The organism is Streptomyces sp. NPDC047974, from assembly GCF_040653375.1.
Taxonomy (GTDB): domain Bacteria; phylum Actinomycetota; class Actinomycetes; order Streptomycetales; family Streptomycetaceae; genus Streptomyces.
Map to the genome: position 1 here is coordinate 95,197 of NZ_JBEZNU010000023.1, position 13,539 is coordinate 108,735.

General features: G+C 72.8%; 15 protein-coding genes. 7 read left to right on the forward strand and 8 right to left on the reverse strand.

What is annotated here, in order from left to right:
- Window positions 1–3 precede the first annotated feature (3 nt).
- From ureG to AB0E19_RS28200, 3 genes are all read left to right on the forward strand, one after another.
- Complete coding sequence (gene ureG / locus AB0E19_RS28190; RefSeq protein WP_362184991.1) at window positions 4–699, forward strand: urease accessory protein UreG; 696 nt, start codon at window positions 4–6, stop codon at window positions 697–699.
- On the forward strand, window positions 696–1,439 hold the full coding sequence (locus tag AB0E19_RS28195) for an urease accessory protein UreD (protein WP_362185029.1): 744 nt from the start codon (window positions 696–698) through the stop codon (window positions 1,437–1,439). The genes ureG and AB0E19_RS28195 overlap by 4 nt, the downstream gene beginning before the upstream one ends.
- Before the next feature lie 139 nt (window positions 1,440–1,578).
- Window positions 1,579–3,165 carry an alpha/beta hydrolase gene (locus tag AB0E19_RS28200; RefSeq protein WP_362184992.1) on the forward strand — a complete coding sequence of 529 codons (1,587 nt, stop codon included), beginning with the start codon at window positions 1,579–1,581 and terminating at the stop codon, window positions 3,163–3,165.
- A gap of 56 nt (window positions 3,166–3,221) precedes the next feature.
- Here the strand turns inward: AB0E19_RS28200 and AB0E19_RS28205 are convergent, their stop codons facing one another.
- Entirely contained in the window at window positions 3,222–3,899 is a 678-nt protein-coding gene (locus AB0E19_RS28205) for a lysophospholipid acyltransferase family protein (RefSeq protein WP_362184993.1), read from the reverse strand.
- 97 nt (window positions 3,900–3,996) lie between these two features.
- Between AB0E19_RS28205 and AB0E19_RS28210 the strand changes: the two genes are divergently transcribed.
- The gene (locus AB0E19_RS28210) at window positions 3,997–4,983 is read left to right on the forward strand and encodes a DUF3048 domain-containing protein (protein ID WP_362184994.1); all 987 of its coding nucleotides are present in this window, start codon (window positions 3,997–3,999) and stop codon (window positions 4,981–4,983) included.
- Window positions 4,984–5,126: 143 nt separating this feature from the next.
- The gene (locus AB0E19_RS28215) at window positions 5,127–5,405 is read left to right on the forward strand and encodes a PRC-barrel domain containing protein (protein ID WP_362184995.1); all 279 of its coding nucleotides are present in this window, start codon (window positions 5,127–5,129) and stop codon (window positions 5,403–5,405) included.
- 15 nt (window positions 5,406–5,420) lie between these two features.
- Here AB0E19_RS28215 and AB0E19_RS28220 read toward each other — a convergent pair whose 3' ends face one another.
- The 5 genes from AB0E19_RS28220 to AB0E19_RS28240 form a co-directional block, all read right to left on the reverse strand.
- A complete protein-coding gene (locus tag AB0E19_RS28220) occupies window positions 5,421–5,636 on the reverse strand; it encodes a hypothetical protein (protein ID WP_362184996.1) in 216 nt (71 codons plus the stop codon).
- Between the two features lie 102 nt (window positions 5,637–5,738).
- On the reverse strand, window positions 5,739–6,689 hold the full coding sequence (locus AB0E19_RS28225) for a cytochrome c oxidase assembly protein (protein ID WP_362184997.1): 951 nt from the start codon (window positions 6,687–6,689) through the stop codon (window positions 5,739–5,741).
- Between the two features lie 139 nt (window positions 6,690–6,828).
- Window positions 6,829–7,857 carry a 6-phosphofructokinase gene (locus tag AB0E19_RS28230; RefSeq protein ID WP_362184998.1) on the reverse strand — a complete coding sequence of 343 codons (1,029 nt, stop codon included), beginning with the start codon at window positions 7,855–7,857 and terminating at the stop codon, window positions 6,829–6,831.
- Between the two features lie 188 nt (window positions 7,858–8,045).
- Window positions 8,046–8,774: a glutamine amidotransferase gene (locus tag AB0E19_RS28235; RefSeq protein ID WP_360606730.1), complete on the reverse strand. Its 729-nt coding sequence runs from the start codon at window positions 8,772–8,774 to the stop codon at window positions 8,046–8,048.
- Between the two features lie 31 nt (window positions 8,775–8,805).
- A complete protein-coding gene (locus AB0E19_RS28240; RefSeq protein ID WP_362184999.1) occupies window positions 8,806–10,053 on the reverse strand; it encodes a MurT ligase domain-containing protein in 1,248 nt (415 codons plus the stop codon).
- A gap of 125 nt (window positions 10,054–10,178) precedes the next feature.
- Here AB0E19_RS28240 and def point away from each other — a divergent pair, with 125 nt between their 5' ends.
- Window positions 10,179–10,739 (forward strand): peptide deformylase, encoded by a 561-nt coding sequence (def, locus tag AB0E19_RS28245; RefSeq protein WP_362185000.1) that lies wholly within the window; start codon window positions 10,179–10,181, stop codon window positions 10,737–10,739.
- A 47-nt stretch (window positions 10,740–10,786) separates the two neighbouring features.
- Here def and AB0E19_RS28250 read toward each other — a convergent pair whose 3' ends face one another.
- Window positions 10,787–11,434 (reverse strand): TetR family transcriptional regulator, encoded by a 648-nt coding sequence (locus AB0E19_RS28250; protein ID WP_362185001.1) that lies wholly within the window; start codon window positions 11,432–11,434, stop codon window positions 10,787–10,789.
- Between the two features lie 175 nt (window positions 11,435–11,609).
- Between AB0E19_RS28250 and AB0E19_RS28255 the strand changes: the two genes are divergently transcribed.
- A complete protein-coding gene (locus AB0E19_RS28255; protein ID WP_362185002.1) occupies window positions 11,610–12,827 on the forward strand; it encodes an acyl-CoA dehydrogenase family protein in 1,218 nt (405 codons plus the stop codon).
- A gap of 8 nt (window positions 12,828–12,835) precedes the next feature.
- On the opposite strand, the gene AB0E19_RS28260 is transcribed toward AB0E19_RS28255, so the two are convergent.
- Window positions 12,836–13,432 carry a hypothetical protein gene (locus AB0E19_RS28260; RefSeq protein WP_362185003.1) on the reverse strand — a complete coding sequence of 199 codons (597 nt, stop codon included), beginning with the start codon at window positions 13,430–13,432 and terminating at the stop codon, window positions 12,836–12,838.
- Window positions 13,433–13,539: the final 107 nt, after the last annotated feature.

A 13,539-nucleotide genomic window follows, 5' to 3' on the forward strand; every position in this document is an offset into this window, starting at 1 on the left:
CCCATGCACCTCGACCACGGACACACCCACCACGGCGCCGTCTCCGCCGACGCCCACCGGCCCGACGGCACCCGGCGCGCCCTGCGCGTCGGCCTCGGCGGCCCGGTCGGCTCCGGGAAGACCGCCACCGTCGCCGCGCTCTGCCGCGCCCTGCGCGACACGCTCTCGCTCGCCGTCGTCACCAACGACATCTACACCCGGGAGGACGCCGAGTTCCTGCTCCGCGAGGCCGTGCTGCCGCCCGAACGCATCCAGGCCGTCGAGACCGGCGCCTGCCCGCACACCGCCATCCGCGACGACATCTCCGCCAACCTGGAGGCGGTCGAGGAGCTGGAGGACACGGTCGGCCCGCTCGACCTGATCCTCGTCGAGTCCGGCGGCGACAACCTCACCGCCACCTTCTCCCGGGGCCTCGTCGACGCGCAGGTCTTCGTCATCGACGTCGCCGGCGGCGACGACATCCCCCGCAAGGGCGGCCCCGGCGTCACCACCGCCGACCTCCTCGTCGTCAACAAGACCGACCTCGCCCCGTACGTCGGCTCCGACCTCGGCCGGATGGCCCGCGACGCGGCCGAGCAGCGCGGCGCACTCCCCGTCGTCTTCACCTCGCTGCGGTCCGAGGAGGGCGTCGGCCCGGTCGCCGCGTGGCTGCGCGAGCGGCTCGCCGCCTGGACGGCCGCCCCGGCGCCCACCGCATGAGCCTGCGCGCCACCGCCCGGATCGCCGCCGGGGCCGACGGCTCCCTGCCGGTCCTGGAGAGCGACGGGCCGCTCGCCGTGCGCCGCACCCGCGCCGCCCCCGGCTGGTCGCGGGTGACGGTGGTCGGCGCGATGAGCGCCCCGCTCGGCGGCGACCGGCTCGCCCTCGAGACCGAGGTACGGGACGGGGCGCGGCTGCGGGTCGACTCGGCCGCCGCCACGCTCGCCCTGCCGGGCCGGGACCCCGCGCCGGCGGAGTACGGGATCCGGCTCCGGGTCGGCGCGGACGCCACCCTGCGCTGGCTGCCCGAACAGCTCGTCAGCGCCCACGGCTCCCACCTGCGGGTGCGCACCACCGTCGAGCTCGCCCCCACCGCCCGCCTGGTGCTGCGCGAGGAGCAGGTCCTCGGCCGGCACGGCGAGCCGCCCGGCACCCTGCTCTCCCGGCTCACCGTCCGCCGCGCCGGCCGGCCGCTGCTCGACCAGGAGCTGGCGTACGGCCCCGGCGCGCCCGGCGGCTGGGACGGCGGCGCCGTCCTCGCCGGTCACCGCGCCACCGGCCAGCTCCTGGTCGTCGAACCGGACTACGGGAAGGAGCCGCCGGCGGCGCGTCCGCTCGGCGCGCACGCGGTGCTGACCCCGCTCGCCGGTCCGGCGGCGCTCGTCACGGCCGTGGCCCCCGACGCGCTCGCCCTGCGCCGGATCCTCGACGCCGCCCTGGCCGAACTCGCCCCCGAATGAGACGGATCGGGGTGTACCGCTCAGCGGACACCCCGATCCGGTTATGGGTTCGGCAAAGAAACCTGTGTTCGGACTGACGTGGCGCCCTCGTTGACGAAAGGATCACTCGAACAGACGACCACCTACAGGGGGAGGACCTTTGAGACGACGTACGGCAGTGCTCGGCTCCGCCGGCACGCTCATCGCCGCCACGCTCGTCGCGGGCGCGCTCGCGGCTCCGGCGGCCAGTGCCGACAGCGGCGAGCGCCACGGCCGCGACGCCGAGGCCTACGGAGTCGCGCTCGCCGCGGACCGGGCCGCCCGCGCCGGCATCGACTGGCAGGACTGCCCCGAGGACTGGGGCCTGGAGAAGCCGATCCAGTGCGGCTGGGTCACCGTCCCCGTCGACTACGCCCGTCCCGACGGCAAGACGATCAAGATCGCCGTCGACCGGATCGGCGCCACCGGCACCCCCGCCGAGCGCCAGGGCGCGCTGCTCTACAACCCCGGCGGCCCCGGCGGCTCCGGCCTGCGCTTCCCGCGCCGCGTCACCACGAACCACAAGGTCTGGACGAACGTCGCCAAGGCCTACGACTTCGTCGGCTTCGACCCGCGCGGCGTCGGCAAGTCCGCCCCCATCTCCTGCGTCGACCCGACCGAGTTCGTCAAGGGACCCAAGCTCGACCCGGTCCCCGACAGCGAGGCCGACAAGCGCGCGCAGCGCAAGCTCGCCGCCGAGTACGCCGAGGGCTGCTTCGAGAAGAGCGGCGACATGCTCCCGTACATGACGACGCCGAACACCGCCCGCGACCTCGACGTCATCCGCGCCGCCCTCGGCGAGCGGAAGCTCAACTTCGTCGGCGTCTCCTACGGCACCTACCTCGGCGCCGTCTACGGCACCCTCTTCCCGACGCACGTCCGCCGCATGGTCCTGGACAGCGTCGTGAACCCCTCGACCCGCTCGATCTGGTACGAGGCCAACCTCGGCCAGGACATCGCCTTCGAGGGCCGGCTCACCGACTGGATGACCTGGGTCGCCCAGAACGACGCCACCTACCACCTCGGCTCCACCCTGGCGGAGGTCCGGCAGCAGTGGGACACCCTGCGCGCCGCCGCCAAGAAGGAGCCGCTCGGCGGCAAGGTCGGCCCGGCCGAGCTCATCGGCTTCTTCCAGAGCGCCCCGTACTACGACTCCATGTGGGCCCCCGTCGCCCAGGCGTGGAGCGCGTACGCCGCCGGTGACCCGCAGCCGCTCATCGACAACGCCGCCGCGGACCTCACCGACACCGCCGGCAACATCGCCTCGGAGAACGGCAACGCCGTCTACACCGCGGTCGAGTGCGCCGACGCCCCCTGGCCGACCAGCTGGAAGAAGTGGGACCGGGACAACTCCCGCCTCCACGCGCAGTACCCGTTCATGACCTGGGCCAACGCCTGGATGAACCTCCCCTGCGCCACCTGGAAGGTCCCGAGCCAGAAGCCCGTGCAGGTGAAGACCGGCAAGGGCCTGCCGCCGGTGCTCATCGCCCAGGCCGAGCGTGACGCCGCCACCCCGTACGAGGGCGCCGTCGAGCTCCACAAGCGCTTCAAGGGCTCGCGCCTGATCACCGAGAAGGACGCCGGTTCGCACGGCATCACCAGCCTCGTCAACCCGTGCCTCAACACCAAGGTCGACGCCTACCTGCTGAGCGGGAAGCTCGACGCCACGGACCAGACCTGCGCCCCGCACGCCGCCCCGCGGCCGTAGCCCTCGTCTGACGTAGGAGGGGCCGTCGCCACCCGGCGACGGCCCCTCCGCCGTGCTCAGGACCCGGCGGCCTTCACCACGGCCGCGTACTCGTCCACGTACTCCTGCCCCGACAGCCGCATGATCGCGTACATGATCTCGTCCGTGACGGCCCGGACCACCGCCCGCTCGTCCGTCGAGCCCGCGAAGCGCGAGAAGTCCAGCGGCTTCCCGAAGCGGATCGTCACCCGCCGGATCCGCGGCACCACCCGCCCGGGCGGCTGGATCTCGAAGGTGCCGACCATCGCGCACGGCACCACCGGCACCCCGGCCGTCAGCGCCATCACCGCCACCCCCACCTTGCCCTTGTACAGCCGCCCGTCGTGCGAGCGGGTGCCCTCCGGGTAGATCCCGAGGAGTTCGTCCTTCGCCAGCACCCCGAGCCCCTCGCGGATCGCCGCCTGCCCCGCCTCCTTGCCCGAGCGGTCCACCGGGATCTGCCCCGCGGCCCGGAAGAACGCCGCCGTCAGCCGCCCCCTCAGCCCCGGCCCGGTGAAGTACTCCTGCTTCGCCAGGAAGGTGATCCGCCGGTCGAGCACCACCGGCATCAGGAAGTGGTCGGAGAAGGAGAGGTGATTGCCCGCGACGATCGCCGCGCCCTCCTCGGGGACGTGCTCGATCCCCTCCACCCTCGGCCGGAACAGCAGCTTGAGCAGCGGCCCGAGCAGTACGTGCTTCAGCAGCCGGTAGAACACCGGAAACCCCCGTTCGTCGTCCGTCCCGCCCGTTGTAGCCCCCCGCCCGCCCGTGGTCCACTGGTCGGAGTGGCCCGACTCGCCCGGGAGGCCGAAAATGCCAGGCGCGCCCGCACCCCGGGGACCCCGCCGACTGCTCACCGCCCTGCTCTGCGCGGTGGCGGCGGCCGCACTGTACGGCTGCTCGGAATCAGGCCCGCAGGACCCGGCCCCGACACGGCCCACCGCCCCGAGCGGCGTCTCCCCGCTCACCGGGCTGCCCGCCCGCACCGGCCCGGTCCTCGCCGTGAAGATCGACAACGTGCCCGCGGCCCGCCCCCACACCGGCCTCGGCGCCGCCGACCTCGTCTACGTCGAGCAGGTCGAGGGCGGAGTCACCCGGCTGCTCGCCGTCTACTCCTCCCGCCTCCCCGACGGCATCGGCCCCGTGCGCAGCGCCCGCGAGTCCGACATCGCCCTGCTGCGCCCCTTCGGCAACCCCGCGCTCGCCTACTCCGGCGCCCAGCGCGCCCTGAACCCGCTCCTGGAGGCCGCCCCGCTCGACCTCGTCCACCAGTCCTCCGCCCCCGCGGCCTTCCGCCGCTCCCCGGACCGGCCCGCCCCGCACAACCTCTACCTGCGCCCCGAGCGCGCCCTGGCCGCCGCACCGGACGCCTCCGACGTCCGGCCCGTCGGCTTCCGCTTCGGCGCCGCGCCCGCCGGCGGCACCGCCACCACCACCGAGACCGTCCGCTTCCCGGCCGCCCGCTACGCCTTCACCTGGTCCGCCGCCGACCGCGGCTGGCGCGTCGCCATGGACGGCCGCGCCGCCGCCACCACCGACGACGGCCCGCTCGCCCCCGCCACCGTCGTCGTCCAGCGCGTCACCATCCGCCCCTCCGCCTTCCACGACGTCAACGGCGCCGTCTCCCCGTACACCGAGACCACCGGCTCCGGCACGGCGACCGTGCTGCGCGACGGACGGGCCCACGAGGCCCGCTGGTCCCGCCCCGACCCGGCCGCCGGCACCTCCTTCACCACCCCGGACGGCCGGCCCCTCGCCTTCGCGCCCGGACAGGTCTGGATCGTCCTCGCCCCGCGCTGACCGGCGGATGAACGCGCCGGACGGGGGTAGTCGCGCCACACGAGGCAATCCCCCCGGCGAGGAGGCACGTCATGAGCACCGGCATGTGGGGCTACGCGGAATCCTCCGGCCACGTGCCGGGCGACACCCTGATCGGCTAGGCGGTGGAGGCCACCGACGGCGGCATCGGCAAGGTCGACCGGCACACCGAGGACGTCGACCGGTCCTACCTGGTCGTGGACACCGGGCCGTGGATCCTCGGCCACAAGGTCGTCCTGCCCGCCGGTCTCGTCGACCGCGTGGACCGGGAGAACGAGACCGTGCACGTGAACTGCACCAAGAAGCACGTCCGCGAGTCGCCCGACTTCGAGGCCGGCCAGAACGAGGACGACATCACCTTCATCCGGCTCGTCGAGCAGTACTACGCGAACCGGCACATGTGAGAGCGGACCGGGCCGTCAGCGCGGTGCCGGGCCCGCCCCGCCCGCGCGCGGCCGGCGCGGCCCCGCGACCGAGTCGGCGCTGTCCGCCGCCGCCATCCCGATCGTCGCCACCATCAGCACGATCCAGCCGAACCAGAGCCAGCCGCTGCTCCCGAGCGCCACCGTGTACGCGCTGATCAGAACCAGCACGGCACAGGTGACGACCGTCATCGCCTTCGTGGAACCGGACATCTGCCCGCCCTCCTCCCGACCGGGGCCAGGGAAGCCTCCCTGCCATGGTGACTCCCCGCGGGGGGCGGGCGCTACTCCCGCGCGGGATCCGGGAGGGGCGGTTCAGCGGCCGCGCGCCTGCAGGGAGGCCAGGTAGGCGTTGTACTCCGCCAGCTCCTTGTCGCCGTCCCGGTCCGCCTGCCGGTCCTTGCGGACCGCCTGGCGCTGCTCGGAGTGGTACCACTGGTAGACGAGCGCGATCAGCACCAGCACCGAGGGGATCTCGCTGAACGCCCAGGCGATGCCGCCCGCCGCGTGCTGGTCGGTGAGCGCGTCGATGCCGAGCGAGGCCGGCGGGTTCTCGTACGCCTTCACCATCGGCTGGGACGCCATCATCATCGCGATGCCGAAGAAGGCGTGGAACGGCATGCCCGCGAAGAGCTCCAGCATCCGCATCACATAGCCGGGCCGGTGCGGGCCCGGGTCCACGCCCATGATCGGCCAGAAGAAGACCACGCCCACCGCGAGGAAGTGGACCATCATCGCGATGTGCCCGGGCTTCGACGCCATCAGGGTGTCGAAGAGCGGGGTGAAGTAGAGCCCGTAGAGGCTGGCGATGAAGATGCCGATGGTGAAGACCGGGTGCGTGATGATCTTCATGTACCGGCTGTGCAGCAGTTTGAGGAGCACCTCGCGCGGGCCGAGCGAGCCGCGCCCGGCCACCGGCAGCGCCCGCAGCGCCAGCGTCACCGGCGCGCCGAGCAGCAGCAGGATGGGCGAGACCATGGAGATCACCATGTGCTGCACCATGTGCACGCTGAACATGACCATGCCGTAGTCGTTCAGCTTGGTGCACATCACCAGGGCGACGGTCAGCACGCCGACGGTGAAGAGCACGGTCCGGGAGACCGGCCAGGCGTCCCCGCGCCCGCGCAGCCGGGCGACCCCCCACCCGTACAGGCCGAGCGCCACGAGGCACCCGACGAGGAAGAACAGGTCGGGAGAGAACTCCAGGCCCCGCCCCAGCGTGAACGGCGGCAGATCCGTGGTCATGCCGTGCCCGCTGTGATCCATCGCTTACTCCTGGAGCCCATTGCGCGCCGAGCCCGTTTCGCGCTTGTTGTCCGCACCAGACTAGAACCGCCCCCGGTCGCGCTCGCGACCGGGGGCGGGTGTCAGACGCACGGGGTGCGCACGGAGGGCGCGAGGGCGCTCAGAGCACGCACTCGGCCTCGGCGTAGCGGTCCGCGGGGACCGTCTTCAGGGTCTCCACGGCCTGGGCGAGCGGCACCATGACGATGTCGGTGCCGCGCAGCGAGGTCAGCATGCCGAACTCGCCGCGGTGCGCCGCCTCGACGGCGTGCCAGCCGAAGCGGGTGGCGAGGACGCGGTCGTACGCGGTGGGCGTGCCGCCGCGCTGGACGTGGCCGAGGATGACCGGGCGGGCCTCCTTGCCGAGCCGGCGCTCCAGCTCCACGGAGAGCTGGTTGGCGACGCCGGTGAACCGCTCGTGGCCGTAGATGTCGGTGCCGGCGGTCTTGAAGTCCATGGAGGAGCCCTCGCTCGGCTTGGCGCCCTCGGCGACGACGACGATCGCGAAGCGCTTGCCGTCCGCGAAGCGGGCGCCGACCCGGGAGGTCAGCTCGTCGATGTCGAAGGGGCGCTCGGGGACGACGACCGCGTGGGCGCCTGCGGCCATGCCCGAGTGCAGGGCTATCCAGCCGGTGTGACGGCCCATGACCTCGACGACGAGGACGCGCTGGTGGGACTCGGCGGTGGTCTTCAGCCGGTCGAGGGCCTCGGTGGCCACGGTGACGGCGGTGTCGAAGCCGAAGGTGACGTCGGTCGAGGCGATGTCGTTGTCGATCGTCTTCGGGACGCCGACGATGGGGAGGCCCGCCTCGGAGAGGAGGTTCGCGGCCTTGAGGGTGCCCTCGCCGCCGATCGGGATGATCGCGTCGAGACCGAGGTCGGCGACGTGGCCCCTGGCCCGCTCGACGCCGTCGACGAGGTGCGCGGGCTGGACCCGGGAGGAGCCGAGGATGGTGCCGCCGCGGGCGAGGATGCCGCCCACCGCGTCGAGGTCGAGCTTCCGGTAGTCGCACTCCAGGAGGCCCTTCCACCCGTCGTGGAAGCCGATGACCTCGTCCCCGTGGTCGACCACGGCCCGGTGCACGACGGACCGGATGACGGCATTCAGACCGGGGCAGTCTCCGCCGGAGGTGAGCACACCAATGCGCATAGCCCAAAAACCTTTGCAACGTGGGCCGACTCCCGGACCACGTCGTCCGGCTGGATCCCCGCCACCCTATCGTTGCCGGGTGGCGGGGCCGAACCGGATGTCCGCAGATTGGACACCGTATTTACTTACGAATCCAATGTGCGCTAGCCCGCTCAGAAGTGCGCTTCCGGAGGGCTGCCGACGGCTCGTCAGGCGGGCTGCGAGGCGGAGGCGATGCGCTCGGCGCGCAGCGCCTCGTACCAGCGGTCGTCGGTGGGCGGCAGCGCGTTCACGTCGAGGGCCAGCTTCAGGAGCAGGTCCGCGATCTGCGGGTTGCGGGCCATCACGGGACCGTGCATGTAGGTGCCGAAGACGGTGTCGTTGTACGCGCCCTCGGTGCCGTCGCCGGTGCCGTTGCCCCGGCCGAGGATGGTCCGCGCGAACGGGCGGGCCGTCGGGCCGAGGTGGGTGACGCCCTGGTGGTTCTCGAAGCCGGTCAGCTGGGGGAGGCCCAGCTGCGGGTCGATGTCGGCGAGCACGTCGCCGACGCAGCGGGCGCCCTCGCCGCGGACCGTGGTCACGTCGAGCAGGCCGAGGCCCGGCTCGCGCTCCCCGAGGTCGTTGATGAACTCGTGGCCCAGGATCTGGTAGCCGGCGCAGACCGAGAAGATGATCGCGCCGTTGGAGGCCGCCCGGGGGAGGCCCCCGTCCCGCCGCAGCCGCTCGGCCGCGAGCCGCTGCGGCCGGTCCTCGCCGCCACCGATCAGGTAGATGTCGCCGGAGGTGGGGATGGGCTGGTCGCTGCGGACGTCGACGCGCTCGACGGCCAGGCCGCGCTGGCGGGCGCGGCGCTCGACGACGAGGACGTTGCCCTGGTCGCCGTAGGTGCTGAGCAGGTCCGGGTAGACCCAGACCACACGCAGGCTGCTGTCACTCATGTTGCGAGTCCTTCTGCGAGTCGGGGCGGGGTCAGTTGCCCACACGGCGGCGGACGTCCTGGAAGGCGGTGTAGTTCGCGATCAGCTCGATCTGCCCGGGCGGGGCCATGGCGACGGCCTCGTCGAGCGTCTCGCAGACGCGGAAGTCGACACCCGCGACCTCCAGACGGACCGCCAGGTCGAGCCGGCGGTCGCCGATGACCATGATCGGGTGGCCGGCGAGCCGCCCGTAGTCCACGTCCCACAGCCAGGAGGTGTCGGTGCCGTCGGCGCCGCGCGCGTTGACCGAGAGGATCACCGGCGTCGGCGGCCGGTCGATCAGCGAGAAGGTCTCCAGCCAGCCGGCCGGGTTCTTGGCGAGCAGCAGCCGCAGCTGACGGTCCTGGAAGGTGACCACGTCGTAGCGGCCGGCGACGGCCTGGACCTGGTACATGCGCTCCAGGGCGACCTGCGGCGGCACGCCGAAGACGGCGGCGACGGCGGCCGAGGTGGCGGCGTTCGCCTTGTTGGCGCGGCCGGGCAGCTGCAGCCGGATCGGCCAGGCCGAGCCGTGCGGGTCGAGCACGTGGTCGCCGCTGAGCGCCCAGCTCGGGGCGGGACGGCGGAAGCCGCACTCGCCGCAGAACCAGTCGTCGCCGGGGCGCTGCAGCACACCGCCGCAGGAGGGGCACGACCAGGCGTCGTCCTTCCACTCCTGGCCGACCGCGACCCACACCACGTTGGGGGAGGAGGAGGCGGCCCACACGATCAGCGGGTCGTCGGCGTTGGCGATGACGACGGCCTTGGAGCCGTTGAGGCCCTCGCGCCACTTCTCGGCGAGCATCCGCGTCTCGGCGGCGCGGTCGAGCTGGTCGCGGGAGAGGTTGAGCAGCGCGATCGCCTTGGGGGTGGTGTCGCGGGCGACGCCGGCGAGGTACTTCTCGTCGACCTCGATCACGCCGTACCTGGCGTCACCGCCGCCGGCGAGGGCGGAGGTGATGCCCGCGGGCATGTTGGCGCCGAGGGCGTTGGAGACCACCGGGCCTGCGGCCCGGAGCGCCTCGGCGATCAGCCGGGTCGTGGTGGTCTTGCCGTTGGTGGCGGACACGAGGACGACGTCCAGGTGCTGCGCGAGCCGCCCCAGCAGGTCGGGGTCGAGCTTGAGCGCCACCCGGCCGCCGATCACCGATCCGCTGCCGCGTCCGGCCGCCCGCGACACCGCGGCGGCCGCCTTGCCCGCGGTCACGGCCAGCTTGGCACGCGGCGACAGCGGCTCTGGATTACCGGGGTGTCCTGACATCGTCCTTGATCCTCCTTGCGTCGGTCGGGGCTCAGCCTATCGAGAACCGGCCAGGAGCCCGAACCACGGCACCCCTGCCGACCGTATGAAATGAGGAGGTCACGGCGGACCGTACGCTTACGGCCATGCGAAACCGCCCCATCCCCGGCAGCTCCGGCATCGTCCGGACGATGACCTTGCTCGGCGATCCCGTGCTGCACGGGCCCTGCGCCCCCGTCACCGAGTTCGGCCCCGAACTCGACCGGCTGGTGGAGTCCATGTTCGCCACCATGTACGCGGCGCACGGCGTCGGTCTCGCCGCGAACCAGGTGGGCGTGGGGCTGCGGGTCTTCGTCTACGACTGCCCGGACGACGAGGAGGTCCGTCACCTGGGGCACGTGGTGAACCCGCGTCTGGTCGAGGCGGACGGCGACGTGTACCGCGGCCCCGAGGGCTGCCTCTCGCTGCCGGGTCTGGAGGCGCCGGTGGCCCGCTTCGACCGCGCGGTGGTCGAGGGCGTCCGCACCGACGGCACCCCGGTCCGGATCGAGGGCACGGGGTTCTTCGCCCGCTGCCTCCTCCACGAGATGGACCACCTGGACGGCCACGTCTACGCGGAGCACGTCACGGGGTGGCGCAGATCACGCCTGCTCCGCGCGATCCGCAAGCAGCCCTGGGGCGAGGGCGCGTCCGCGCTGGAGGCGTAGCCCGGGGCCGTACCGCCCGGGTGCCCCTTCGGGCCGGGCGGGTGCGGTCAGAAGCCCGGGCCGTCCGCGCGGTCGTCGGCGTCGGCGAGGCGGCCCCAGAGGAGGTCCGCGAGGGCCTGGACGAGTTCGGCGCGGGAGCAGGGGCGTTCGCCGAGCCACCAGTCGCCGGCGGCGTGCATCATGCCGACGATGCCGTGGCCCCAGATCCGGGCCTGCGCCTCGGCGGCCGGGCCGAGGTCGACGCGCTCGGCGATGACCTGGCCGAGCTCCTCGCCCATCCGGCGCAGCAGCGGCGCCGAGTGGCGGCCGACGTCGAAGCCCTGCTCGGCCTGGTGGGACTCCTCGGCGGGGTGCATGAGGAAGCGGTAGACCTGCGGCATCGCCTCGATGGAGGCGAGGTAGGTGTCGAGGGTGGACTCGACCCGGCGGCGCCGGTCGGAGGGGGCGTCGAGCGCGGCCCGCAGCGAGGCGAGGAGGGCGTCGGTGTGACGGGTGGCGAGGGCGCGGTAGAGGCCGCCCTTGTCGCCGAAGTGGCGGTAGAGGATCGGCTTGGTGATGCCCGCCTCGGCCGCGATCGCGTTCATGGATGCCTTGGGGCCGTCACGGAGCACGACCCGGTCCGCCGCCTCCAGCAGTTCGCGCCGCCGCTGCTCGGCGCTCTTCTGCTGGTCGGTGGTCCGGTGTGCGATGTCCATAAGCGTGTCTCCCCGCCCGTGCGATGACCTGAGGCTGTCGCAACGTAACACCCGACCGGCATGCTGTGCCGAACCGCCCGAGCCCCCTTCGCCCGGGAGGACCCGCAGGTTGACAGCTGTACCCGTCGGTAACAGACTGGGTGTTACCGCAAGTAACGTACTGCTGGGAGGGAACATGGCCGAGTTCACGTTCGAGCTCAACGACGACCAGAAGGAAGTCCGTGACTGGCTCCACGGCTTCGCCGCGGACGTCATGCGGCCGGCCGCCGCCGAGTGGGACGAGCGTGAGGAGACCCCCTGGCCGATCATCCAGGAGGCGGCCAAGCTCGGAATCTACTCCCTCGACTTCTACGCCCAGCAGTTCTTCGACCCGACCGGCCTCGGCGTCCCGATGACCATGGAGGAGCTCTTCTGGGGCGACGCCGGCATCGCCCTCTCCATCGTCGGCACCGGCCTTGCCGCCGTCGGCGTCCTCGCCAACGGCACCGAGGAGCAGATCGGCACCTGGGTGCCGCAGATGTACGGCGACGCGAACGACGTCAAGGTCGCCGCCTTCTGCTCCTCCGAGCCCGACGCCGGCTCCGACGTCGCCGCCATGCGCACCCGGGCCGTCTACGACGAGGCCAAGGACGAGTGGGTGCTGAACGGCACCAAGACCTGGGCGACCAACGGCGGCATCGCCAACGTCCACGTCGTCGTCGCCGTCGTCGACCCGGAGCTCGGCTCCAAGGGCCACGCCTCCTTCATCGTGCCGCCGAACACCCCCGGCCTCTCCCAGGGCCAGAAGTTCCAGAAGCACGGCATCCGCGCCTCGCACACCGCCGAGGTCGTCCTGGAGGACGTGCGCGTCCCCGGCTCCTGCCTGCTCGGCGGCAAGGAGAAGCTCGACGAGCGCCTCGCCCGCGCCCGCGAGAAGGCCGGGTCGGGCGCCGGCGAGCGCGTCAAGAACGCCGCCATGGCCACCTTCGAGGCCTCCCGCCCGGCGGTCGGCGCCATGGCCGTCGGCACCGCCCGCGCCGCCTACGAGGTCGCCCTCGACTACGCGAGGACCCGCGTGCAGTTCGGCCGCCCGATCATCGAGAACCAGGGCGTCGCCTTCCAGCTCGCCGACATGGCCACGCAGATCGACGCGGCCCGCCTGCTCGTCTGGCGCGCCTCCTGGATGGCCACCGCCGGCAAGCCTTTCACCCACGCCGAGGGCTCCATGTCCAAGCTGTACGCCAGCGAGGTCGCCAAGAGCGTCACCGCCCAGGCGATCCAGATCCTCGGTGGCAACGGCTACACCCGTGAGTACCCGGTGGAGCGCATGCACCGCGACGCGGCGATCTACACCATCTTCGAGGGGACCAGCGAGATCCAGCGCATGGTCATCAGCCGGGCCCTCGCCAAGTAGCCGGGCGCTCAGCCGAACCAGACGACCAGGCGGACGTTCTCGTCACCGTGGACGGCCGCCAGGTCGCGCATGATCGCCCAGACCGGGCCCCAGCGGTCGCCGTCCGGCGGGGCGAACATCCGGGGCGTGTACAGGACCGGACGGTAGACCGCCCCCTCCCAGGGGACCTCGCCGCCGGGCGGCCACTCCCACGGCCACAGGTCCTCGCCGAAGATCTCCTCCGAGGCGTCGAGGACCTCGATCGGAGCCCACCGCACGTGGTCGAGGACGAGCTCCCCGTCCGGCCCCGGCACCCACACCGCGAGGTGGTTGCCGTCGGCGCGGTCGTTCAGCGGCGCGTCCCAGTCGACGGCCTTCACCTCGGCCCAGGTGGCGTACGAGTGGCTGTGGTTGATCTCGTCGTCGAGGACGTCCTCCGACGCGCCGTCCGGCACGCCCCGCGCGTCGAACAGCGGCCGGTCCACCTGGAGCGCCCCGCCGTACCCGAACAGGCACTCCCGCGCGTCCTTGTCCCGCACCAGCGCGCAGTCGGGCAGCCAGTCGCCCGCCGTCCACCGCCCGTCGGCCCCGCGCACTTCGATCACACCGTCGATGTCCGTCCCCATGGACGGGAGGCTAGCCCCATCTTCTGTACGGCCGCTCGGAATTCACGGGTCCGCAAGGGCCGCTCCATCCCGCCTCCGTAGCGTCTCGGCCCGTCCGAGACCGCTAC

What these genes read in the sequence shown, in the direction of transcription:
- ureG (WP_362184991.1), top strand. Translation starts at nt 4, where the DNA reads ATGCACCTCGACCACGGACACACCCACCACGGCGCCGTCTCCGCCGAC.
- AB0E19_RS28235 (WP_360606730.1), bottom strand. Translation starts at nt 8,774, where the DNA reads ATGAGTGACAGCAGCCTGCGTGTGGTCTGGGTCTACCCGGACCTGCTC.
- AB0E19_RS28225 (WP_362184997.1), bottom strand. Translation starts at nt 6,689, where the DNA reads ATGGATCACAGCGGGCACGGCATGACCACGGATCTGCCGCCGTTCACG.
- AB0E19_RS28210 (WP_362184994.1), top strand. Translation starts at nt 3,997, where the DNA reads ATGCCAGGCGCGCCCGCACCCCGGGGACCCCGCCGACTGCTCACCGCC.
- AB0E19_RS28220 (WP_362184996.1), bottom strand. Translation starts at nt 5,636, where the DNA reads ATGTCCGGTTCCACGAAGGCGATGACGGTCGTCACCTGTGCCGTGCTG.
- AB0E19_RS28260 (WP_362185003.1), bottom strand. Translation starts at nt 13,432, where the DNA reads ATGGGGACGGACATCGACGGTGTGATCGAAGTGCGCGGGGCCGACGGG.
- AB0E19_RS28240 (WP_362184999.1), bottom strand. Translation starts at nt 10,053, where the DNA reads ATGTCAGGACACCCCGGTAATCCAGAGCCGCTGTCGCCGCGTGCCAAG.
- AB0E19_RS28195 (WP_362185029.1), top strand. Translation starts at nt 696, where the DNA reads ATGAGCCTGCGCGCCACCGCCCGGATCGCCGCCGGGGCCGACGGCTCC.
- AB0E19_RS28255 (WP_362185002.1), top strand. Translation starts at nt 11,610, where the DNA reads ATGGCCGAGTTCACGTTCGAGCTCAACGACGACCAGAAGGAAGTCCGT.
- def (WP_362185000.1), top strand. Translation starts at nt 10,179, where the DNA reads ATGCGAAACCGCCCCATCCCCGGCAGCTCCGGCATCGTCCGGACGATG.
- AB0E19_RS28250 (WP_362185001.1), bottom strand. Translation starts at nt 11,434, where the DNA reads ATGGACATCGCACACCGGACCACCGACCAGCAGAAGAGCGCCGAGCAG.
- AB0E19_RS28230 (WP_362184998.1), bottom strand. Translation starts at nt 7,857, where the DNA reads ATGCGCATTGGTGTGCTCACCTCCGGCGGAGACTGCCCCGGTCTGAAT.